General features: G+C 39.4%; 22 protein-coding genes. 13 read left to right on the forward strand and 9 right to left on the reverse strand.

What is annotated here, in order from left to right:
* Window positions 1-143: 143 nt before the first annotated feature.
* From Q0757_RS14435 to Q0757_RS14450, 4 genes are read right to left on the reverse strand one after another with little or no spacing between them, the layout of a single operon-like run.
* Window positions 144-737, reverse strand: a complete 594-nt coding sequence (locus Q0757_RS14435; RefSeq protein WP_298788589.1) for a response regulator transcription factor — start codon at window positions 735-737, stop codon at window positions 144-146.
* Window positions 709-2,076 carry a sensor histidine kinase gene (locus Q0757_RS14440; RefSeq protein WP_298788591.1) on the reverse strand — a complete coding sequence of 456 codons (1,368 nt, stop codon included), beginning with the start codon at window positions 2,074-2,076 and terminating at the stop codon, window positions 709-711. The genes Q0757_RS14435 and Q0757_RS14440 overlap by 29 nt, the downstream gene beginning before the upstream one ends.
* Window positions 2,077-2,078: 2 nt before the next feature.
* Window positions 2,079-3,041 (reverse strand): alpha/beta hydrolase family protein, encoded by a 963-nt coding sequence (locus Q0757_RS14445; RefSeq protein ID WP_298788593.1) that lies wholly within the window; start codon window positions 3,039-3,041, stop codon window positions 2,079-2,081.
* 49 nt (window positions 3,042-3,090) lie between these two features.
* Window positions 3,091-4,116, reverse strand: coding sequence for a helix-turn-helix domain-containing protein (locus tag Q0757_RS14450; protein ID WP_298788595.1), 1,026 nt, complete (start codon window positions 4,114-4,116; stop codon window positions 3,091-3,093).
* Window positions 4,117-4,594: 478 nt separating this feature from the next.
* Between Q0757_RS14450 and Q0757_RS14455 the strand changes: the two genes are divergently transcribed.
* The 3 genes from Q0757_RS14455 to Q0757_RS14465 all read left to right on the forward strand — a co-directional run bounded on the left by Q0757_RS14455 (window position 4,595) and on the right by Q0757_RS14465 (window position 6,094).
* Entirely contained in the window at window positions 4,595-4,747 is a 153-nt protein-coding gene (locus tag Q0757_RS14455; protein ID WP_022795260.1) for a ribbon-helix-helix domain-containing protein, read from the forward strand.
* Between the two features lie 218 nt (window positions 4,748-4,965).
* Window positions 4,966-5,751, forward strand: a complete 786-nt coding sequence (locus tag Q0757_RS14460; protein WP_022795261.1) for a ParA family protein — start codon at window positions 4,966-4,968, stop codon at window positions 5,749-5,751.
* Complete coding sequence (locus Q0757_RS14465) at window positions 5,723-6,094, forward strand: hypothetical protein (RefSeq protein ID WP_094908684.1); 372 nt, start codon at window positions 5,723-5,725, stop codon at window positions 6,092-6,094. Before Q0757_RS14460 ends, Q0757_RS14465 begins: the two co-directional genes overlap by 29 nt.
* A gap of 121 nt (window positions 6,095-6,215) precedes the next feature.
* Here Q0757_RS14465 and Q0757_RS14470 read toward each other — a convergent pair whose 3' ends face one another.
* The gene (locus Q0757_RS14470) at window positions 6,216-7,385 is read right to left on the reverse strand and encodes a replication initiation protein (RefSeq protein ID WP_094908683.1); all 1,170 of its coding nucleotides are present in this window, start codon (window positions 7,383-7,385) and stop codon (window positions 6,216-6,218) included.
* A gap of 1,010 nt (window positions 7,386-8,395) precedes the next feature.
* Here Q0757_RS14470 and dpaL point away from each other — a divergent pair.
* The 5 genes from dpaL to Q0757_RS14495 all read left to right on the forward strand — a co-directional run bounded on the left by dpaL (window position 8,396) and on the right by Q0757_RS14495 (window position 14,207).
* A complete protein-coding gene (gene dpaL / locus Q0757_RS14475; RefSeq protein WP_094908682.1) occupies window positions 8,396-9,622 on the forward strand; it encodes a diaminopropionate ammonia-lyase in 1,227 nt (408 codons plus the stop codon).
* 194 nt (window positions 9,623-9,816) lie between these two features.
* Entirely contained in the window at window positions 9,817-10,947 is a 1,131-nt protein-coding gene (locus Q0757_RS14480; protein WP_298788598.1) for an ArgE/DapE family deacylase, read from the forward strand.
* Window positions 10,948-11,039: 92 nt separating this feature from the next.
* Window positions 11,040-11,708: a GntR family transcriptional regulator gene (locus Q0757_RS14485; RefSeq protein WP_233133392.1), complete on the forward strand. Its 669-nt coding sequence runs from the start codon at window positions 11,040-11,042 to the stop codon at window positions 11,706-11,708.
* Between the two features lie 26 nt (window positions 11,709-11,734).
* Window positions 11,735-12,901: a Xaa-Pro peptidase family protein gene (locus tag Q0757_RS14490; protein ID WP_298788599.1), complete on the forward strand. Its 1,167-nt coding sequence runs from the start codon at window positions 11,735-11,737 to the stop codon at window positions 12,899-12,901.
* 397 nt (window positions 12,902-13,298) lie between these two features.
* Window positions 13,299-14,207 carry a DMT family transporter gene (locus tag Q0757_RS14495; protein ID WP_298788600.1) on the forward strand — a complete coding sequence of 303 codons (909 nt, stop codon included), beginning with the start codon at window positions 13,299-13,301 and terminating at the stop codon, window positions 14,205-14,207.
* Window positions 14,208-15,040: 833 nt separating this feature from the next.
* On the opposite strand, the gene Q0757_RS14500 is transcribed toward Q0757_RS14495, so the two are convergent.
* Window positions 15,041-15,772 (reverse strand): SDR family NAD(P)-dependent oxidoreductase, encoded by a 732-nt coding sequence (locus Q0757_RS14500; RefSeq protein ID WP_094908678.1) that lies wholly within the window; start codon window positions 15,770-15,772, stop codon window positions 15,041-15,043.
* Window positions 15,773-15,921: 149 nt separating this feature from the next.
* Between Q0757_RS14500 and Q0757_RS14505 the strand changes: the two genes are divergently transcribed.
* A complete protein-coding gene (locus tag Q0757_RS14505) occupies window positions 15,922-16,434 on the forward strand; it encodes a PadR family transcriptional regulator (protein WP_298788601.1) in 513 nt (170 codons plus the stop codon).
* On the opposite strand, the gene Q0757_RS14510 is transcribed toward Q0757_RS14505, so the two are convergent.
* Window positions 16,431-17,201, reverse strand: coding sequence for an SDR family oxidoreductase (locus tag Q0757_RS14510; protein WP_298788602.1), 771 nt, complete (start codon window positions 17,199-17,201; stop codon window positions 16,431-16,433). The two genes, Q0757_RS14505 and Q0757_RS14510, sit on opposite strands and share 4 nt — an antisense overlap.
* 108 nt (window positions 17,202-17,309) lie before the next feature.
* On the opposite strand from Q0757_RS14510, the gene Q0757_RS14515 reads away from it, so the two are divergent.
* From Q0757_RS14515 to folE, 4 genes are all read left to right on the forward strand, one after another.
* Window positions 17,310-18,698 carry a DHA2 family efflux MFS transporter permease subunit gene (locus Q0757_RS14515; RefSeq protein WP_298788603.1) on the forward strand — a complete coding sequence of 463 codons (1,389 nt, stop codon included), beginning with the start codon at window positions 17,310-17,312 and terminating at the stop codon, window positions 18,696-18,698.
* A 556-nt stretch (window positions 18,699-19,254) separates the two neighbouring features.
* A complete protein-coding gene (locus Q0757_RS14520; protein WP_298788604.1) occupies window positions 19,255-19,734 on the forward strand; it encodes a nucleoside deaminase in 480 nt (159 codons plus the stop codon).
* Window positions 19,735-19,894: 160 nt separating this feature from the next.
* Window positions 19,895-20,239 (forward strand): general stress protein, encoded by a 345-nt coding sequence (locus Q0757_RS14525; RefSeq protein WP_298788605.1) that lies wholly within the window; start codon window positions 19,895-19,897, stop codon window positions 20,237-20,239.
* Window positions 20,240-20,358: 119 nt separating this feature from the next.
* Entirely contained in the window at window positions 20,359-20,868 is a 510-nt protein-coding gene (gene folE, locus Q0757_RS14530) for a GTP cyclohydrolase I FolE (protein WP_298788607.1), read from the forward strand.
* A gap of 444 nt (window positions 20,869-21,312) precedes the next feature.
* Here the strand turns inward: folE and Q0757_RS14535 are convergent, their stop codons facing one another.
* Together Q0757_RS14535 and Q0757_RS14540 are read right to left on the reverse strand one after the other, a co-directional pair.
* A complete protein-coding gene (locus Q0757_RS14535; protein WP_298788609.1) occupies window positions 21,313-21,765 on the reverse strand; it encodes a ferritin-like domain-containing protein in 453 nt (150 codons plus the stop codon).
* Between the two features lie 220 nt (window positions 21,766-21,985).
* A complete protein-coding gene (locus tag Q0757_RS14540; RefSeq protein WP_079474109.1) occupies window positions 21,986-22,969 on the reverse strand; it encodes a formamidase in 984 nt (327 codons plus the stop codon).
* Window positions 22,970-23,039: the final 70 nt, after the last annotated feature.

The raw sequence follows: 23,039 nt of genomic DNA on the forward strand, positions 1-23,039 counted from the left end.
TATCTTAGTTATTTTTATTTGTGGTTTTGAAACCCTTTCTTTCCATTTCTAGATTTATTTTAATCAAAAGAAAAAACGAAAGGGAGGGTTAAAATACTAACCCTCCCTTTCGTTCTAGTCGCTTACTCACTGTATTGAGATTATCAAAAGTTTTTGGCTTTTTTAACCTTTTTCTTTGCCTCTCGGAGTTGCATTTTTATTGTCTCAGGCGATTTAATAAGCTTTTGGGCAATATCCTTTTTTGTACATCCCTTCTTGTGAAGAATATAAACTTCCTTCTCTGGGGGTGTCAGATCACGCATATCCTTTTCTTGACGATAGGATTTCAATAACGTTTGTGCTGCATCCCCGTGAATGAGAGGTTTGCCTGCATAAACACTTTGGATCATGATTGGTAAGTCTTCATAAGAATTTTTGGTAATATAATTTACCGCGCCTGCTTGGAAAGCTTCATCTATCGTGTCTTCATCGTCCCATGATGTTAGGACGATTGCATGATTAAACGATCGTTCTTGAAATGCTTTCGTAAGTTTCAGTCCTTGTAATTCCTCTTGATCCTTGTCTAAAGATAAATCAATTAAAGCAATATCTATTTGTTTTATATCTATAGCCAATGCTTCTTCATAACTCTTGGCTATCACTGAGACATGCATCCCGCCTTGCTGTTCTAAATATTCCAAGAGCAACGTGGACCATATAGAATCATCCTCAATGATAGCTACCCGTATTTGGGGCATTACTATACCTCCTACTTGTGCCAGGCGAAAACCAGACATATTTGGACTTTGGAAACCATAACGAAAAGGTAGTCCCACGGTTTTTCTGACTTTGAACTGTAACGTCTCCACCATGCTGCTGCATAATATTGAAACAATAAGTTAGCCCTAAACCATAGCTTTCCGTCTGCTGTTTTTTTGAATAGAACGGATCCATTACTCGCTGGCTTTCCAATTTATCCATACCTGGACCGTTATCTGTAATATCTAGCACCATATACTTTCTCGCCTCGTACACATCGATACTTATATCTCCATTTCCTCTCAGTGCTTCTTTGGCATTCTTAATAATATTATTAATGACTTCCTGAATATGAATAGGATCGCCATAAAACGAATGTTTAGAACGAATGTGAGTATGGATCTCGATATTGTCGTCTGCTAACAAAAGTTCTTTTTGAGCAGCTTTTATTAACAAATGCGGATCGAAATTCTCTCGACGTAGTTCAATAGTATCTAATTTGCTTTGTACTCTTTGCGATAGTTCACGCAAATGCTGGGTGGTTTGCTGCATCATGTGGAGGTTTTCTCGCTGACTTTCCGACAGTAAATCCTGATTAAATTGTTTGACCATTAAATCCAATTTACTTACTTCATTTTTAATTGCGTGATTAAATAACGATGTACCGGATTTCTGTGCTTGCACGCTGCGCGACTGCTGCACAAATTGCACTTGAACACCAAGAAATCCGTATTTAACAACAAATACACAAAACAATATGAACTGAAATCCAATAATATAGGTATTGTATCGCCACATACCCGAAATATTCATAGCTTCTAAAAGAATGTTTGTTACAAGTGCAAAAGAAAGAATGGGAACGATAATAATAGCTGTTAATATTTTTTGTTTTTTAATCGATAGCTTCGTTTCTTTCCATGCAGTATATACAAGCAGACCGTTGCAAACTAAAACATAGGGGGTAACCCACACGGCAAAAAATTGATGATTCAGTAAAAAATCAGGATAAATTTCGGTTGAGAATAACATACTTATAGCAGGCATTAAAAAAAGAATGGTCCATATTTTTTTCATTTTTTGGTTTTGAAATATGTCACTATATATAAGCGCAAACATTAAAACAGCTACCGGTGTCCAAAAGTGACCCACCGAGCTCAAAATACTATCGGCAATAAGAATATAGCTTGGCCGATCTGTGCCTGCTCCTAATACACTGGCCAAGCCACCAGCCCCCCCACCAAATCCGATCGAAGCAGCCCACCGTGTCGTCTCACTATATGGATAAACAGCGATTAAGACCAATGCCATGAGCCAAAGCAAAATAACTAGTACTACCATAGTTATTGAGGTCTTAAAGATTTTTGAATAAATGCCTTGGTTTCTTTCGCAATAGCCCGTTTTTTAAAAACAAATCCTGCATGACCGCTGTTGTATATCGAACGTGCCGGTCGCCCCCAGGTTTCCCATAATTTATTTGCATCCTGATTACTTACGTATTGGTCATGCTTTGCACTCATAAGTAAAATGTTATCTTGAGATATTTTAGGTGTTGCTTCGCTTGGATCAATGATACGCCAATACCCCGCTAAATTTTCGTACTCTACCCCATGATCTTTCAAATCCTGTTTGATGTACTTGCCAGCCGGCGTGTGGTAAATAGCGTATGACATACGATTAGCATAGAAAACAGAAATCAGAGCATCAATCTCTTCTTCCAATGTAGCTAATAAATTAGAAATAAATCCACCTAAACTAATTCCAACGACAATGACTGGCCCCCCATGATACGTTTTCAGCCACTTTATTAGACCTCGTAGTTCTTGAATGGTCTGCTGGACTGTATCAATTGTTCGAGCAATATTAGCAGAAATCATCATTTCTCCACTATACGAGGAAGCTTCAGGCTCTCGTTCTAAGTGATATGGCATACAATAATAAAACATATTCCATCCTTGCTTTTGAAACGTCTCGTGAAAAATACTTTTTGTACGATCATGTGAATCTGCTCGCCATCCGTGGACAAAGACAATGTTAGGAGCTGACACATGTTGAATATACGCTTCGCCAGACAAAATTTGATTCTCTTTATGCTCTGCTTTGATCGCACTTTGAGCTTGAAATGTACCCTCTAAATAATGTTTGCTTGGAAGAAGGTTAAATGAAAGATCAAGATCGGTTGCAGCATAAAATTGTTCTCGTTCGTCTTGTCTTGGCACCCGCCTGGGAGGAGCATATTGATAATTTTCACTTTTAACTTTGTGAAGTTGGTTTAAAGCATATTTATCGATCCATTTTGCTATCATGATTTCAATCATCCTAACTAAGTATTAAATCTAATTAAAGAATAGCTGATTATTTATTTTCTCGTCTTTCAGCCAACATTGCCTTGAAATGTGCTTTCTCTATTTCTAAATTTGAATTGTTATCCGTATCTAAAGTTAAAGAAGAATTTTCGTCAGCAAATAAAGATGTTTCTAATCCTCCGTCTTGATTCATTCCTTTATTCTTAATAGCGTCCAGCCTTGTTTGAGAAGCTATATGCTTTTCTATTTCACTTTTGATCGTGATAAACAAGTAATCGCTAGGTTTATTAACTTTAGCATTGGTTTTTATATTTCTAATCGCGTTTTGAAGAATTATGAAGAAGGTTTCTTCATAATTCTCTAATAAAATTAATTGATCATTATCTTTTTCTACTTGATTTTTCGATCTAAATAAAATGCCGATCCACTCATATAATTCTTGATAAGAGTCACTAAAATTATCTAACGCATAAAAGATTTTATTTGGGAGTACAGATTTTAAACTAGCTTTTAACAGTTCTTCTTTATTCTTTTCTTTATCATTATATTTTTGTTCGGGAGAAAAATCTTTAAAATTCGTTTCTTTTATCGTTTCTTTTTGTTTCTTTTTATTAAAGCTATTATTGTTTGAGTTATTACTGTTAGTGCCCAAATTATCGGTACTTGGATTAACCGTATTCGGTTTTTTAGGGTGTGGATCCGTATTCGCAATTTTTTGGTACGGGTTACTTTCTTCCTTTTTAGACTCTACTGGAACAGCTAAAATAGAGTATATATTTCGATCAAATTTTGCCCCTTCTTTACGTTGCCGTGTAATACGAATATACCCGCGATCAACTAAGTATTTACGCCACTTATAATACGTATCTTCTGACATACCTAATTCATCGCATTGCAGACTGACACTAGGGAAGGCTGTCCTTTCACCATCCCCATTTGTGCCAGCAAACGAGCACATATAAGAATAAATAAGTTTTGATTGTTTTGGAAGTGTTTTATCACGCATAACTCTTTGAGCTATTAGTCCATAACCATTTTCATAAATAGTGCCCTCAAATTGAATTACTGTATCCATGCAAAATTCCTCCTTCTAGATATCCCTGCTAGAGACTCCCTAGAAAGAGGAATAAAATGCAAGTATAGGTTCTTCTCTTACATTTATTCATGACAAACTTTGAAAAACAGTATATAAAATTTAGCAAAAGGTTCAAAATTTTTCATCTCTATGATACGCTAAATTTCAAGATGTTTTTAGAGAGATCTCTGTTTATAGTACCTAGGCGGCCAAACCGGATACTATGAGCAGGGATTTTTTCATGTATTATTTTTTATAAAACGTCTCATCGAAGCTTCACTTACTAATATATTTCCTAATAATAGCAATAAGTTCCTTTCTTTATAAGTCCCTATCTTTATAAGCCCCTACTAATAAGAAAAATTGTAGGAATTAGAAATTTAAAAATTGTTTCGTTGAGAATAATCGTATATTATAATAATATACAGTAATTGTAACGTGTATTAAAAAGATACACAATAAGCAGGAGGAATTTCTTTTGTCCCAAATTGTAAATATGCGATACCCTAAAGAATTATTAGATCGAATTGATAAATTTAAACAAGATAAGGGATTTCAAACTCGTACCCAAGCCATTATTTACCTATTGCAATATGCATTGGAGCAATCTGAGAAAGACAAAAACAAATAAAAGAAGTGAGTATCTAACTCCTTGCTTCTATAAAAAGCTTAGATACTCTTTTATTTAATAATCAAGTTCATTATTGAATAATATACTATTATGTTTCATTAAACTGAAACATAAACTTTTAAGTTTATGAATACATTTAAATTTCAATAAACTATGGCATTTACATTTTATATTATGTATACTTTTAATAGAAACAATTACATAAGCGGGGTGACACGATGACGACAACGATCACATTTGGCATACAAAAAGGCGGCGTAGGAAAAACATTAACATCTGGAGTTACTGCCTATCTGCTATCTGAAGCAGGTTACAAAGTACTTTGTGTAGATATGGACTCCCAAGGCAATCTAACACAGTTTATATCTGGTATTGATGACCTATCCGAATTTGAAAATGAAACAGTTTTAGAAGCAATCAAAGAGCAAGATGCCAGGCCATATATCAAAGGAATCAGCGAGAACCTTCATCTACTTCCTTCTGACGATTACTTGGCGACCATTGGCCAGTTTTTGTATCAGGAGTATGATGGCAATCGTTCCCTTGCATTGCACCACACTCTCGAGCCTGTACATAAGTTTTATGATTTTATTATTATCGATACTCCTCCCGCTCTTTCAGAGCAGACGATCAATGCACTGAGTACCTCTACGCACGTGGTGATCATGTTCGAAACTAGCAAATTTTGTTATTCAGCAGTTCCTCGCTTTATTGATACCGTTTTGACAACCAAAGAACGGCTCAATCCAGATCTTGAAATTGCAGGTATTCTGCGAACACTTGCTGATGCTAAGCGCGTAGATTCCCAGGCAATGATTCAATTAATTGAAAACGAGTACCCGAACTATGTTTTTGATACGGTTATTCACCGACGAGCGACAACGGGACGGCTTCCTATTTACGGTCTCGTCAATAACTCAGAATCCAATCAAGCATTCAGTTATCATAAATCATTTGTAAAGGAGTTGATGGATCGTGTCAGAAGCGAAAAAACAAACCAATAAAGGAACAGATAAAGTACTTGAAAACATGACACAGCGTAAACAAAGACCTTCTCCAGCTAATATGTTTTTTGACGACCAAGAAACATCGGATAAAGATGAAGCAAGCGGGGAGCAAAATGACACCTCTGGTGAGAAAGAAAATTCAGAGGAAACTTTCTGGTCTAACTTTGGTCAAAAAAAGGAAAAGGTTGAAGACACCCATAAACGGGGAACATTTTTAATTCGGAAAGATTTGCTTGAAGAATTTAATCGTCTTGCAGAAGGCCAAGGCAAAGGCTTTAAAACGCAAGCTATCAATTACGCTTTAGAAAACTTGATTAAAGAAATAAAACAAAACAGATAACATGTAAACAATAACGTAAACTGAAATGTTTCAGTTTACGTTATTGTTTTTTCAAGGATCCGTATTTAAGTATGAGAAAGGCGTTCAGCATATTAATATACCGAACGCCTTTCTTTATTATCTATTTTGTTAAATAAGGTAGCCAATGATTTTTTACAGTCTCGAGCTCCTCATTAGAATATCCTTCTTCATTTAACCGTCGTTCTAATTCATCTTCAACCATCCATTTTGGAATCGGGCCGGAATTATTTCCTGAGTACTTTTTAATAAGATCTTTTACAATTAGTTCCGCCATTTTAGGTTCTGGAAGACTCTTCTTTTCGTATTCAATATCAGCAATTGATGATTCGAAGGGAAGTGTTTGGCTGGCTGCATAATCTTTCCGTATGGCATCTATTAACGCTCCGGCTAAATTATGAAACTGGTTTTCATTTTGAGAAGCAATGTGTTCGATGTTTCGAATAACTTTGTCTTTTTCATGCTCGGTCAAAAGTTTTTTTGCTTGTTTTTCGTCAATTCCATACGTAATGAGCAACTGAATGATTTCATTGTTATCGTTCTCTTCGATTGCATTTTCGACGTATTTGTCATTAGGTTGGATGGCAAACGTTAAAGCTGCTACCTTTCTACCTTCTTTGATTTCAACATATGAAAACGTTAAATCTGTGTAATTTTCTAATTCCTCTTGAGCTTTTTTTAGAATACGATTTTTGAAATTGGCATAAGGTTCATATTTTCCTTCTTCGATATTTAATAGCTGTCGAAGTTCTGGAATGGAGTAACTCACCTGGTGGCGAAATTCGTCTTTTTTTAACAACTCGTACATACGCATAGAATATTCACTTCGCAATCGAAGGACGTTCCTTAATTTGAATGGCGTAAAGCGTTGTTTTAATTCTAACAAGTAAGGTTTCATTTTTTGAGAAAATTCGAGCTCCACGCATCCCTGACCATGAAAATATTCGCTTGACGCTACCCAATTTACGTATAATTCCGATTTTTCTTTCTGGATATATGCGCCTTTCTGTTGCAAACCGAGCACGATGTTCTGCACTTTTCGGTAATAGTTTTTGGTCTGAATACCCAGAATATCAGCAATATCTTTTACTTTTACTCTGTGTATTTTAAAATCGTTATCTTCTTTATGTATTAACGAAGCAAAGGCATAAATGATCCGACGTTCTTGAATAGTGAGATCCTGGCGGGACATGATGAGATCGTTGGACTGTGTGACTGTATGCTCAGGCGATATTTCAGAGACTCCAGGTAAATTCATCTGTTCGCTCACCATGCCGCTTCACTCCTCCCAGTTATTAGTAAGTTAATTATAATTACTGCTTCTCTCTTCTGTCTACTCCTCTTTTTGTAATAGTTATTCGATGAAACAACATTATTCAAATTTTCACCTTGTTGTTTACATCGTTTATTTATTTAACAACTAAATTACAATGATTAATAATTAGAGAGCTCTGCACGCCTCTCGTATTAAGGGTTTCAATTTTGAACTATTACACATTGAGGAGTAAACTATTACACATTGGGGAGTGAACTATTACAATTAAGGGAGTCTAACTATTACACATTGAGGAGTGAACTATTACAATTAGGGGAGTGAACTATTACACATCGAGGAGTAACTATTACACATTAGGGAGTCCAACTATTACAAAAAGAGGAGTGCAATTTTGTGAATTATATGTCTCTAACTATTACACATTGAGGAGTTTAAAAGTTATAAATGTTTAAATTTGTTATTACATTTATGTAAATGTTTCAGTTTTAATGAATTTTGCATAAGTATAATAATATTTTATTTTTTTTTCGAAGAACAAACTGAATTTAAACTTAAAGACCAATCGTAAAATGTATGTGATGCTAATAACTATTACACATTGAGGAGTCAATTTTAAGAAATAGTTTTCCAAAGAATTGATACACTTTAACTTTTGATATTAGATAACAATAATTAAAATATAAAAGTAAACTTAACAAATTAATAAAACTGTTATGTTTATGTTTACTTAAACATTTAATTATTGTGCCTTTTATTGTAGTCCTTTGAGCAGATCTAACGGGGGATTAGAAATTTAATGAGTTGTATTGGAGGTGACTTAAAATTATTGATTACTTAAATAGTAAGAACTTTTATTTAAACTATTACATAAACTAAAACGTTTTTGTAATAGTTTAAAGTATGAATAGTATGAGTAATTTATATGTTACTAGTAGTTGAAAAAAATATTACATGTGATATATTACATTATACATACACTTAAGTTATATCGATCAGGAGCGAATAACATGAAAAAAACGACCGAAGCGTATTCGTACGTAACAAATAAAAATGTTTCTTCCACTACACATGAAGACTCGGCTTATTTTTCTGCAGAGAAAATCGGCAAAGTCTGGCGATTCCAACAAACTCATAAAAAATATACAAACACTCCGCTTTATTCGTTACGCCATCTGGCAAACTATCTTGGTGTAAAAGATATCAAAGTGAAAGATGAATCGACACGTTTTGGCTTAAATGCTTTTAAAGTCATGGGAGGCATTTATGCCGTCGCTAAATATTTAGCTGAGCTTTTAGATAAAGATGTTGATAACCTTTCCTTTGAAGAGCTGCAATCAGCAGAAACAAGAAATGCCCTTGGAGACATTACATTTATTACGGCGACAGACGGGAATCACGGACGCGGATTAGCGTGGGCAGCTAGAGAATTAGGCCAGGAAGCTGCCATATATATGCCCAAAGGATCGCAGCCATCTCGATTGGAGGCTATTCAAAATGAAGGAGCATTTGCTGAAATAACAGAGTTAAATTACGATGCAACTGTACGAATGGCTGCAAGACTGGCGAAAGAAAACGATTGGGTAATGGTTCAAGATACGGCATGGGAAGGTTACGAGAAAATCCCTCTCTGGATCATGCAGGGCTACGCGTCGATAGCACATGAAATCGTCCAAGAAATGGATAAAACAGATGATCCAGCACCCACCCATGTTTTCCTTCAAGCAGGTGTGGGTTCATTTGCTGCAGGGATTGCAAGCTATTTGAAGCAACATTATCAAGGTCAAGCGCCTAAAATTATTGTGGTGGAACCGGACAAAGCAGAATGCTATTATCGTTCTTTTTTAAATACTCATAATGAAATGGAAATAGTAGAAGGAGAAATGGATACCATCATGGCTGGTTTGGCTTGCGGAGAGCCGAGCAGTATTGCGTTCCGGCTCTTGAGCCACTATGCTGCTGCTTCGTATTCATGTGGTGACAGCATCGCAGCTTTAGGGATGAGGATTTTAGGTAATCCCCTTCAGGGTGACCCACGAATTATTTCAGGAGAATCAGGGGCGGTACCACTTGGATTACTGTATCGCTTGCGCACGAAGGAACGAGATAAAACATGCGAAGCGATTAACCTGGATCAGAATGCCAGAGTGTTAATTATCAGCACCGAAGGTGATACAGATCAACAGCATTACAGGAACATCGTCTGGAATGGTTGTTTTCCAAATGAGTGCATCTAATAATTTTAAGACTACTTCTGCCATTATTAAAAATATTGATCGGTTTTGAGAAACAGCCAATAACTTTTTTTAAATATCGTCCTTTTATCCGGAAACATGGCCATTGTCTTTATACCTGAAAGGGCGTTTCTTTTTCATAATCACTTTGCGCCGTCAAATTGTTGAATGTCCTTATGATTTAAAGGAGGAGCCAGATGACCAGCGAGAAAATATTACGTTTATTGCAAGAATTAATACAAATTCCGTCTGTTAACCCCGGTTTATGCCCGCAGGAAGGTTATAATGAAGAAAAGATTGCAATATATATTGTAGATTGGTTGACCGCCAATGACATAAAAGCTCGCTTGGAATATATAGAAGGTTCACGTCCTAATGTTGTTGCAGAAGTGGGTGAAGATGATGGGCCTACATTGTGTTTGTGTGCCCACTTAGACACAGTTAGCGCTATGGGAATGGAAATCGATCCCTTTGTTCCAAGATTAGAGGCAGGACGTGTTTACGGGAGAGGGAGCTGTGATATGAAAGCTGGTATAGCGGCGATTATGGGCGCAGCTGTTGACATAGCCGAAGAAGGAAATATAAATGGTAAATTAATCGTGGCCTTAGTTTGTGATGAAGAGTACAAAAGCATCGGAGCAGAGCATTTTGTATCGAAATATAATGCTGATGCATGCATTATCACAGAACCTACGGATATGAAGCTGGTAGCTGCACACAAAGGCTTTTTGTGGGGGAAAGTTACTACACATGGAAAGAGTGCTCACGGAAGCAGGTGGGATTTAGGGCAAAGTGCTATCACGAAAATGGGGCCTATTATTACAGCCCTGGATCAATTTGATAAGAGTATATTACGCAATAAAACGCATGATTTATTAGGGCCGGCCTCTATGCATGTAAGCCTTATTGATGGAGGAACTGAAATATCCACCTATGCTGCCACTAGTGAGATGCATTTTGAACGAAGAACACTGCTATCGGAAGAATATCAACACACAACCAATGAAATAGAAAGCGTAATAAAAGACGTGGAGGAATGGGCTCATATCAATTGGGTATTTGAACGAAAACCATCTGTATGCTCTTTAGATGACTTCATTGTTCAAACAGCTTCTTCGTCTTTTCAAGAATTAATAGGAGAGAAACCAGAGGTAGTAGGATGGGATTTCTGGACAGACGCAGCTGTTTTTCAACAACGGGATATTCCTTCTATCAATTTGGGCCCTATTGGTTATGGTTTGCACGAACCCGTTGAATGGGTCGAATTTGATTCTATGCTTCAAATTCAACGAGTCTTGGTGGATACAGCTAAACGTTTTTTGAAATAAATCTAGTTGCTGAAGTTTTTAGTGAAGACTGGCTCATTCGTTGCGTAATCGCTCATACTACGTCATGTCTAATAATAGGAGTGCATTAAAAAATGGTGAAGAATGAAGGAATGAAGATAAAACGCACATTTATGCGAGATGAAGCATACAGTATTCTTCGTGAATGGATTATGATTGGAAAGCTTGAGCCTGGTTTTAAGCTTAGAGACCAGGAGCTTTCTGACATGTTAGGAATTAGTCGTACACCGGTCAGAGAGGCTTTACTGCGGTTAGAAGATGAGGGGTTGGTTGTTACTTATGCTAACCGTTGGACTTTAGTGGCCTCTATTAACCTTGAAGAAGCTGAGCACATTTATCCTATTGTCCAATCATTAGAAAACTTAGCCATTGAACAAGGGTTCAATTATTTCTCTGCCGAAACCATTGAAAAACTTAAAATGCAAAATGAAGATTTTAAAATAAAGATTAAAAGTGGAGATAAGTTTGCTGCCCTGCAAGCAGATAATGATTTCCACCATACCATTGTAGAGTTAGCAGCAAACCCGGAGCTGACTAAATTACTAACAAATTTAAAAACAAAAGTGCAACGCATGGAAATCCATTATTTTAGTGAGGTGGATAATAGTCTTGAATCTTATGACGAACATGAAAGAATAATTGAGGCCTTGAAAAGTCATGATAAAACTTCAATTAAAAAAACGGTGAGCGCTAATTGGGAAAATAGCTTACAAAGGATTCGCCAAACTCAAGGTTCTGAATAATCGAGTGATTGTTAAGGAAGGGAAGCATGGACTATATGGAGGAACTAAACTTTACAGAAACCGACATTCGTCAACGAGTACTCAATTGTCAAAAAAGGTTGAAACAAGAAGAATACACCGGTCTTATCCTTTCCGCAGAACCTAATATTAATTACTACTCTGACTTCCGAACTCATGCGCCCTGGAGTACTATGGCTAGGCCGATATTTCTATTTATAGGTCACACGGGTCTTCCAATTCTCTATGTTCATGTATTTCAATACCCAGAGGCGAAAATGATCGCCAAAGGATGCGAGGTCCGCTATTATGAAAATTTATTTAGTGCCATAGAATCGGAATTGGCAGGAATCATGCAGGAATTAGATATGGCAAAGGGGAAAGTTGGCGTTGAAAAAGGGAAGGAACAATTGATTGGTTTTAATGTAAATGTGTATGAAGCGTTAAAAAAGAATTTACCTCAAGCGACATTTTTTGATGCTTCTAAACTGATATGGAGTCAAAGAATGATAAAGTCAGAAAAAGAAATTAATTGCATAAAACGAGCCTGTGATGCCACAAGTTACGCCCATGAGCAAACCTTCGCTGCTATTCAACCAGGAATGACAGAATGGGAAATAGCTCGTTTGGCCCAACAATATATGTTAGATGGAGGAGCAGACTATCCAGGGTTTGTTCTGATCACTTCAGGTGCAGGTAATTACGATCGTTTAAGCAAAACAGCAACCGAACGTGCGCTTTCCAAGGGAGACTTTATTTTTTTAGATCTTGGAGCCAAATACAATGGGTACTGGTCAGATTTCAGCCGTACAGGTTTTTTGGGCAAGAAAGATGAGCAGCGCAATTTTTATCAAGACAAAATACATGAAGTAACCATGAATACCATAGAACATATAAGCCCGGGGGTGCCTGTGACGGAGGTAGTAGATATATGTACTGCTGAAATAAAAAAAGCAGGTATTTTCACCAATTTTGAGTGTGGCCGGCTGGGACATGGCATGGGTCTCATGAGTACTGAGCCTCCGTCTATGATGAAAGAGGACAACGCCATTTTAGAGGAAGGAATGATTATTAATTTAGAGCCAGGAATAGTCAATGAGCTTGGGGCTTTCATTCTGGAAGAAGACCTTGTGATTACGAAAAATGGTTGTGAAATTTTATCCGGGGCGAATAGAAATGTTCATTTTATTGTATAGTATAAAAATTATTATGACTTATCTGAGCAAATGTATAAGTTAATAATGACTATTCCTCAGTTTTTGAGTACTCATGGTAGGGGGAGGCAAGTCTCTACTAAATTTAAAGTGATCCCAACAAAGGAAAAAACGCCTATGCGGGCACGATACGAACTCTCGCTAGACTGTTGCCATGTCCTTTGGTAAATGGTCTTATGTTATTATAATGATATATGTACGAATCAACTTTTTCGACTTTAATAGAATAGGTAAGGGGCGTACATCAACGGATGCTAAATGCCTTTAAATTTAGCTAAGGATAGAAGGGTCCGATCTTGGCATTTTTTATGATGTTATGAAAAGCACCTAAAGTTGATCCTAAAAAATTTCAATAATCAAACTGGAAAGGCTCAAAACAATGAAAAAATATCTTTTTTTATTGGGCATTAGTCTCATGTGGGGTTCCCAATTTTATTTCGCCGAACAAGTATTAGACACGGTGGAGCCGATGGCCTTGGCGGCAATTCGTTCGACGATAGGAGCATGCACGTTAACGTTACTTGCGATACTTCTCCCTCATTCTTCAGCTCCAGTGAAAACAGGCTTTCGCTGGCGTCGTTATACTTTATATGTTGTTATCGCCTTGCTAGAAGCGGTATTACCTTTCTTTTTAGTTGCCTGGGGTCAAAACCAGGTGAATAGTAGCCTAGCCTCTATTCTTATTGGGACCACCCCTTTATGGACGGTGTTGATTGTATGGCTATTATTTCGAGAACGGTTACATCGAAATCAAGCGTTCGGCGTCATGCTTGGTTTTATTGGAGTCATGATTATTTTCATTCCCCGTATTAGTTATGCTGACGCCACAATCTTCTCTGGAGAAACCGCTGGACTGGTAGCTCTTTTGATGGCTGCTGTTAGTTATGCTAGCGCCCTTATTTTGATGCAATATCTTCCGACGGCCTCGGTTGTTCTGTCCATGCGAAATATTTTATGGTGCGCTGTCATTCTCTTATGGCCAGCGGTGTTGGTTATGGATAATTCTTGGCCAAGGCTCTATCCAGCGGATCTTCTCCCCTTATTCATTATAGGTATTTTTCAAACAGGGCTCGTGTATTGGTTGTATACGCTTCTAGTTCACAGAGAAGGACCGGTGTTTGCTTCTTTTTCGAACTATTTGGTGCCCTTAGTGGGGATAGTTCTCGGTTCGTTTTTTTTGAATGAAAGCATAACAATATCGATGATCATTGGTGTTATCGTTGTTATTGGTTCAATAATGTTAAGCCGCACACAACCTTACTATTCTTCATACAACGACAAGATTTAAAGTTCATTTTTCATGATGCTGACGGCAAAATTAAGCTAAAGAATAGGAAACTTATGCGCAAAATGAAATCTTAGTTTTCCGGGTAGTCCATAGTCAGTCTCGGAAACAGCCGCCCACGACTAAGGAAAAGCCTAAGAAGGCGCTGACGATACTCGTGCAAAACATTCGAGCTTGGAGTGGGGGTATAACTACTGGCGGAGGGGTCAACATCCAAGCCGTAAACTTGGCCGGTCGATCAACTAAAACGCCTGTACCGGCTTATGAAAATTTATGATTTTAGGCTGTTGTGGAAAGCTACGGCGTAAACAGCGGTTTATTCTTGTTCGGGGTATCCCGAGGTTTAAATAACGGTCCCCATGAAATTTTTTTAATTACTGAAATCCGAGGAATAATACCTGCCGGATTCGTTTTATATCATTTAGAACAACCTAGCGGAAGCGACTCATCGCTATATTGAATTTTGCGACTACTAGCAATACCAGGAATATTTAAACGGCTTATCCCTGTTGGATTACTGGAATAAGCCGCTTAAAAGTTTTACTTGCTCTCATTTCTATTTAAAAGGAGTCAGTTTAATAATAAGAAGGTCGTTGTTTTTATAATTTTAGAAGCCTAATGATGTGATCCGTTTACTGTTAATCGTTCCTTTAATCAATCAACTGTTGTTATAATTTCGATTTATTTAATAGCATTCATTAAATAGCATAAATTATAAAAGCAACCGATGGCTCGCAAGGATCCGCCGGTTGCTTTTAGTGCTTGCCACGTACTGACAAAAGAAAACATATGTTAACTCTAATATATTTAATGTAATTGGAACAGAATAAAGGGAATTATTGGGATGTGAAGCCGCCATCAATGACCAGTTCAGCCCCGGTAATAAAGCTAGCTTCCTCCGAAGCTAAGAACAAGACCGCTTGGCCGACTTCTCTTGGTTTGCCTAAACGTCCAAGGGGAGTTGCTCCCACCAGTCGTTGAAGCGTTTCTTGAGATTCCTGCAATCCTTTCGTCATCGGCGTTTCAATTACCCCGGGGAATACGGCATTGACACGAATACCACTGGGGCCATACTGCACACTGGCAGCCCGAGAGATGGCTCGTACCGCTCCTTTAGAAGCAGTGTAAACATTCAGTCCCATGCCGACCTGAGCGGTGTAACTAGAAATGTTCACGACGGCGCCTTCTTGATGTTTTTTCATATAAGGGACCACGTGTTTCATTCCGGCAAAAGCGCCGAAGCCATTGATGTTCATCATTGTTTCCCAATCAGCTGCTTCTATTTCTTCGATGGTTTTCTCACTAGAAATACCAGCGTTATTAACCAGGACATCAATGCGCTGATACTTTTGATAAACGTCATCAGCTAATTGCCGCCAGTGTTCTTCGTTGGAAACATCTACATATCTAGCGTCAATTCCTTCTTTGGATAAGTCGTTCAGCCTCTGCTCACTCACGTCTGCCGCGATGACTGTAGCTCCTTCGGCCTGAAACATGAAAGCCATTTCTTTTCCCATGCCCGAAGCTCCGCCTGTAATCATAACTACTTTATTAGCAAAACGTTCCATCGTACCTTCTCCTTCATGTATCATCGTTTTATGATAGTTTAAAAGCACCGTTAACCATTCTTTGGCTCGTCATTAGTTTTTCGGTTGATCCTTTCCCAATAGAATTCAGTATAACAAGATATGAACAAACGAAAAGGAGAGCAACATCAATGGCAATAAAAATTCTTATTTTGGGACTTTTAGAGAATAACCCCTCTCATCCCTATGAAATGAAACAACGGTTGCAACAACATGGATGGGACCAAATTTTCTCCCTCACAGATGGCAATCTTTATCATGCTACCCGGCAGCTACAAAAACACGAATACATTCAAGCCGTGAAAAACGAGAAAAACAACAAGCGGCCGAGCCGAACCATTTATCAAATAACTGCGGCTGGATTCGAACATCTGCAAAAGAGTATTCTCGAGGTGTTTCAGCAACGACGAGATGAGGCAAAGGCGTTATATCCAGCCTTATTGTATATTCATCTTGTTCCTATAGATCCGGTGAAACAAGCGATTCAAACGTGGATCGAAGAACTGGAAATGGTTGAGCGACAACACAACAAGTTAAAAGGTTCTATACCTGAACTAATAGCGGATCATTATATTTCTCACCACCAATTTCAAAAAAATTGGTTAGGAAGAGTACAGCAAGTACTTGAGGAGGGTAAGCTCTAATAGGCAGACCAGCCTCCATCCGCTGGAATAACTGCTCCATTAAGAAATGAAGCATGTTCCGATCCTAAAAATAAAGCAATATGAGCGATCTCCTCCGACGTGCCTGCTCGTGGCATTAGATTCAATCCTTTGGTAGCTGCTTTCATTCCGTAAGTATCTGGCGTTTTTCCGCTTTGGGTAATAGCTGTGGGCACTTGACTGGGAGCAATGGCATTTGCTCGTATATGTTGATCAGCATAATGGGCTGCTATATTTTTAGTCATGCCGACCACCGCATGCTTGGAAGCCGTGTAGGCTAAGCCGCCTCGACCTCCAGTAAGTCCTGTAATCGAAGCCATATTTACGATTACGCCTTGTTGCTGCTGTTGGAACAGCTCCAGCATTTTTCTGGTCACACGCATCGTGCCTGTTACGTTAACATTGAAGACGTGCTCCCATGTATCGTCGGGAACACGGTCTGCGGCCTCCATGTTATCCATAACGCCGGCATTATTAATCAGAATATCGATACCGCCAAAATGCTTATAAGCGTTAGTGACAGCGTGCTGCACATCGTTCTCGACGGTCGAATTCATTGGGAGAGTCTGAATCATCGATGGGCCGTATGTTTGGGCAAATGCTTCTTGTGTTTCTCGTAAGGCCTGCTCATTGATGTCGGCCAACACGATGTTAGCTTTTGCGTGTCCATAGGCTTCACCAATGGCTTTGCCAATGCCATTAGCTCCGCCGGTAATAAATACAACTTTTCCTTCAAGGTCGGGGTACATAGGACTTCTCCTTTCGTCTTGTTTCCATTAAAATTAACATATATTATATACTTTGCGCAAAGTATATAATATATTAGACTGAATATGAGCAATAGTTTGAGGTGTATGATGAAACAACAGAAATGGACCGTATGGACGGTTGTTAGTATTAATTTTCTTTTCTTGCTTAACCAATTTTTGCTGATCACAGCTTTCCCTACCATCATGCAGGAATTTCAGGTTAATGCTACCGAAGTTCAATGGTTAACCACTGCTTTTTTACTGACGGCGGCCATCATGATTCCTATTAATGGCTATTTCGTGGATCGCTTTACGCTCCGATTCTTGGTATTAGTGTCTCTTGCTTGTTTTTTGGTGGGAACGGTGGCTGGTATTTTGGCGCCGTCCTTTCTACTATTAGTCGTGGCACGGATTATTCAAGCAATTGGCGCTGGCATTATGCTCCCGCTGGCCCAAACGGTTCTTCTATTGGTTTATTCATCGGAGAAACGCGGCCAGGCCATGGGTATTTTAGGATTGGTCATGAACGTAGCGCCGGCGATAGGGCCGGCAATGTCCGGTTTGATCATTGATCTCTGGGACTGGCGCCTATTGTTTTGGATGATTTTGCTCCCGCTTGTAGGGTTAATAGTTATTACTTATTTGTTTATCCAAAATATAACAGAAACAAAAGCAGCTCAATTCGACGTGTTTTCGTTTATCCTATCAAGTATCGGTTTTATCGCCTTCTTGTTAGGTGTAAGTATGATTAATATGTATTCCTTCGAGGACTTGCGGGTCATAGGTACGATCGGTTTAGGTGCCGGGGCGTTTGTATGGTTCGGGTATCGCCAACTCCGTCTTTCCATTCCTTTGCTTAATATAAAGGTCTTTGCTTATGGTCCGTTTTTATTCGCTACTCTGTCGATATTTTTGATCTCGTTGTTATTACTCTCCGCAGAAACGTTAATCCCATTATTTGCCCAAAGTGTTCAGGGACTATCTGCTTTTACCTCGGGCATGATTCTGATGCCGGGGACGTTCCTGTTGGCTTTATTTTCTTGGATTAGTGGCCTGTTATATGATCGTTACGGCAGAAAGGTGATTGGCGTGGGTTTCGTTCCTCTTTTGATTTCGGTCGTGATGTTTAGTTTGTTTCAGCCAACGACCTCCTTTCTCACCGTCACTGTTGCATTCATGTTTTTCATGTTAGGTATCAGCATCACTATGATGCCTCAGGTGGCATTTGCGATGAACCATTTACCAGCTTCTATCATGCCTCATGGGACAGCGGTGATTAATGCTCTTCGTCAATTTGCCATGGCGATTGGGGTAACAGCGTTGACGACGATTGTAACGGTTTCCAGTCAGGGGCAGGATCATTTATACGAAGGCACGAGAAATGCGTTTTTGACCATGGCTGTATTAGGTGTAATATCATTGGCCTTTTTTGTAGTTAGTAATAAAGGGAATAACAAGAGGGGGACTAGCAAGAATCGTCAGAGCCATGATGTTTAAGATATTGTTAGCTTCCCTGATAGAAAACAATGCCTCTTAAAAGAGTCATTACAAGCATATTGCTAACGGGGGGGGGAGATGGCTTGCACGACGACGATACAGTACTCTTTATAAAGCGAAAAACGGTGTTTCTATAATATTTTGCTGCGAAGGAAGAAACGTATAATCACGTCCGGGTTTTAAAGGGCCCCCTAGATTACCAGCCGAAGGATCCTTATGAGGAGGGATAATGATGGAAGAGTACCTGGGGCAGTGCAGCGTTTGTGGTAAAGAGATCTACTGCAGGGATGGTTTCTTTGAAGGTGTACATGAAGGTGGGCGTCTGTATTGCTTTGAATGTTTTAAGCAATTACGACAGCACTCGGTTTAGAAAGTAACCAAGGGTCTACCAATCTTAAAATGTGCTTCTAAGCGGCTTCCTCTGCAATCAAAAAGTTAACTTCTCGGAGAAGTATTTGCGATTGTTTTCTATCAGAGGCGTAAATGAGAAGTCGACAGGGTATAAGAACTTGAGCTTTGAAAGGTTTTCATTTGATAAACAAAGGTGAGGAGCACCATGGATCCTATTCATCGAACAATCCAAGTAGCCGAACAAAATGTCGAACGCGGAGGCCGTCCTTTTGCTTGTGTCATTATGAAGGGTGACAAGCTTGTGGCTGAAAGTACTAATCAAGCGGCTCAAACGGATGATCCGACCGCCCATGCCGAAATATTGGCGATTCGGGAGGCCTGTCAAAAAGAACAGACCGAGCATTTAACAGATTGCACGATTTACATTTTGGCTAGCCCTTGTCCCATGTGTTTAGGGGCCATTTATTACTGTAGTCCCGAAAACGTTGTATACGTGGTCTCAAGAGAAGAATACGAACCTTTCTACCGGGACGATCGCAAATATTTTGAGTTAGACAATTTTTATGAAGAATACTGTAAATCCATGAATGAACGACGCCTTCCAGTCCAAAAACACTTTCTTCAAGCAGGTGTAGACGTCTACAAGCAATGGAATCAAAAACATGGCACCAAATACGCTACGTAATATCATCCTATGAATAACCAGGTCTTAAGAAATAACGATTAATGACGAAACCGAATGAGTATTAAATTAAGACGTTGATTAAGGATTACCCTTAGGGAGGTTTGACGCGTATGCGTTCCCGGACCAGCGAGGATATTATCTTTGAGGAGGCTATTTGACGATGAAACCCTATGTACGCGAATACACGAACGACGAACAAATTCAGCACGATGTGCAAACACTGGCGAATAAAGGCATTGATCGCAATGATATGTACGTTATGAGCCATGACGACGACCGGACGAATCGAATTGCGGGTAGTGTGCATGCTAACGAACCCACCGATGATGAGCTTAATGTTGATTCGGCAAATCGTTTCTCCAAAAAAGGAGACGAGTTGCGTTATAAACTGCAAGAACTTGGCTTCAGCAGTCAGGAAGCAGAAGATCTGGAAGACGAGCTCGATGAGGGCAAAGTATTGTTAATGGTTCAGGGTGATCGAAACCCAGACGAGCTCTTAAAATAGAACAATGCAATCCAGGCTGGCTTTTTGAAAGGAAGCTAGCCTATTTGTATGTACATTTGCATAAAGCTACTTGCCTATTAGAACGTTAGTTAAATATCTTCAACTGCCAGACTCTAATAGTGATTATTGCGGAAAATATTCTGTTGGAAACTCCGGATCGGGTCGCTTGTTTTTATAAGGAAATCTTTTCGGGTTTAAATAAACCCTCTCATACCTATTTGGAAACAAGCTTTACTGACGATCACGAAGAACTAGTGCTCGTGAAAGACATCTCTTTTTTTTCCGTATGTGAACACCATCTTGTTTCATTCTTTGGCCAAGCGCATGTGGCTTACATTCCGAAAGAGGGAGAGTTTACGGGGCTTAGCAAACTCGCAAGAACTGTTGAAGCGGTCGCTCAGAAGCCCCAGCTCCAAGAACGAATGACCTACACCATCGCTAACAATATCATGTCGGTACTCCAACCACACGGGGTCATGGTGATTTTAGAAGCGGAACACCTGTGTATGGCTATGAGAGGCGTTAAAAAACCGGGCGCTGTAACCGTCACTTCTGCCGTTCGAGGCCATTTTGCTCAGGAGCTGGCAGCACGACAAGAAGTTCTTGAGTTAATTAGACATCATAAATAGGGGGTGGTGCTACCTGGATGGAGAGCGCAGCGATGTAGGTTGCGCATATATGAAGATTACAATGAAACGAAGAATAGGAAGAATATCAACGTTAAGCTTGGAAGGCACGTTCAAGACAAAGCGGGTGATATCATTGCTATGGAACTTAGCATCGCCCGTCGTGAAAATTAGATCCTGTCTACTTTTTGGCCTTTTAACTGTGAAACTAAATCTGGCGGGGGGATTGTTAGAAGTAATGGATATGATGAAAAAACGCCAAGTCGGCACAGACTTGACGTTCTTTTTCCCCTTAATTTTACAAGGGTACATATGAGAACACGTTGATGATATTGTCGTTTGCTATAGAAAGCTATAGAAGACCAACAGTGTTATTTTCCTGCATTTACTATGAGAAGTTCGAAACGGGGGCTCGATTACTATCTTTCGTTTTTCTTACGAAAAGAATTAAGAGCTCCGGAAATCTTCAAGCATTCGTTCGATTTGTTCTTTATGGCCGGTTTCATCATCAATCAGATCATCCAATTGATTTTGGAGTTCGATCATTCCTAATTCTTTCGCCTGTTGTCGACGTTTCATATACCGATCAATGGTCGCTGCTTCGGCGTTTCGAGCGGTTTCCAACATCTCTTGAACGTTAAAAGTTTGTTGAACGGCTGCGGGTTCTGTTACCGGTGTTCCGCCGAGCGTTCGAATCTTGGCGGCTAGATATTGAGCGTGCCCTTGTTCATCCCCAATCTCGGCTTCGAAAAAACTCCGCAGCATTGGGGTATGAATCCCCGAAACTACCGCCGCGTAATTCGTGTACATGATGGCGGAGGCGTATTCGTTCGCCAAATCAACATTGAGCCCGTCAATCAGTTTTTGTACCTTTGGATCAAACTGTCGTACTTGTACCATTCGCTTTTCCTCCTTAATGTATTAATCATTCTTTTCTTTTATACCCGGAGAGTGGGCAAGGCTACACATAATTAATCCATAAAAGCTTTGCCCGAACAATTTTTCAAGAACCAAATATTTTTCGCGTGGGTGAAAATTTAAAGATCGCTGAGGCTCATGGTAAGAACTGCTTGGTCCTCAGCGACGTTGCTTCTCGTTGGGCCTGACGATAAAGCAATGGCTAATAGCTTCGTGGAGAAGGAAAACCATAACGACTGCCATCCGTATGCTGCACGTCGTTTTCCCATGGCAACCGATACGTACCGTTTTTTAAATCGTTCATGTACGTATAAGGGGCATCGGTTACTCCTTGCTCCACGGCCACGTACCCACGATGGCCTAATTGATAGATATTGTTTTCCACGCCCCAGTGGACACGAGCTTCTTGGGCTAAATCAGGACGAATCTCTCCGGTGATAATCTCATCTGCCCGATTTCCCCCCTGCGTGGTGACGGTGCCTTCGAAATCGACGATCATTGCGTCTCCCATTGAATCATTTACACCGTCCGTCCCGCACATAGCCACCGAGGCAGTAAAAGCCAAGTTAGTAAAGGCGTTAGCTCGATTCGTAATTTCCCAGGATTGTTGAATTGGAGGAGTGTAACCGGCTGTTCGTAAAATAACATTAGCGCCTTTATAGGCCAATTCTCGACTTACCTCTGGAAACATTCCATCATGGCAAATAGCGAGACCTAACACACTGCCATTGGGCCCCTGGCAAACAGGCAGACCGGTGTCTCCTGGTTCCCAAGGCTCTGCAGGTACCCAGGGGTGCAGCTTGCGATAGTGTAATTGAATGACACCATGATTATCAATAATAAGACCGGTGTTGTATGGATTTCCATCTGGATTCACTTCCATAATGGAAAAACAGGCCCATTGATTAGTTCGACGACAACTTTCCTGTAGTTGCTGAACTTCAGGGCCGTCAACGCTACACATTAATTCTTTGCTCGTATCCATAGAGAGTCCGTGAAGCATATATTCTGGAAAAACAACAAGATCAATGGGGGCAATAAATTGTTTTGCTTTTTCCATCATGTCACAAACTTTTTGTGTTTGTTGTTGAAGATCTTCTTTCGAATGGATCGTGGGGAGATCAAGTTGAACTAAGCCCACAACAACGCCATTTGGGGTTTTATTTAAGCCACCTAAACCATTCATGAAACTCCTCCTTATATTAGAATAATAAAAATATATGCTCTTGGCCAAAACTTCTTTGATTTTTGGACAT

Origin of the sequence: uncultured Marinococcus sp. (genome assembly GCF_947493875.1) — a bacterium.
Classification (GTDB): domain Bacteria; phylum Bacillota; class Bacilli; order Bacillales; family Marinococcaceae; genus Marinococcus.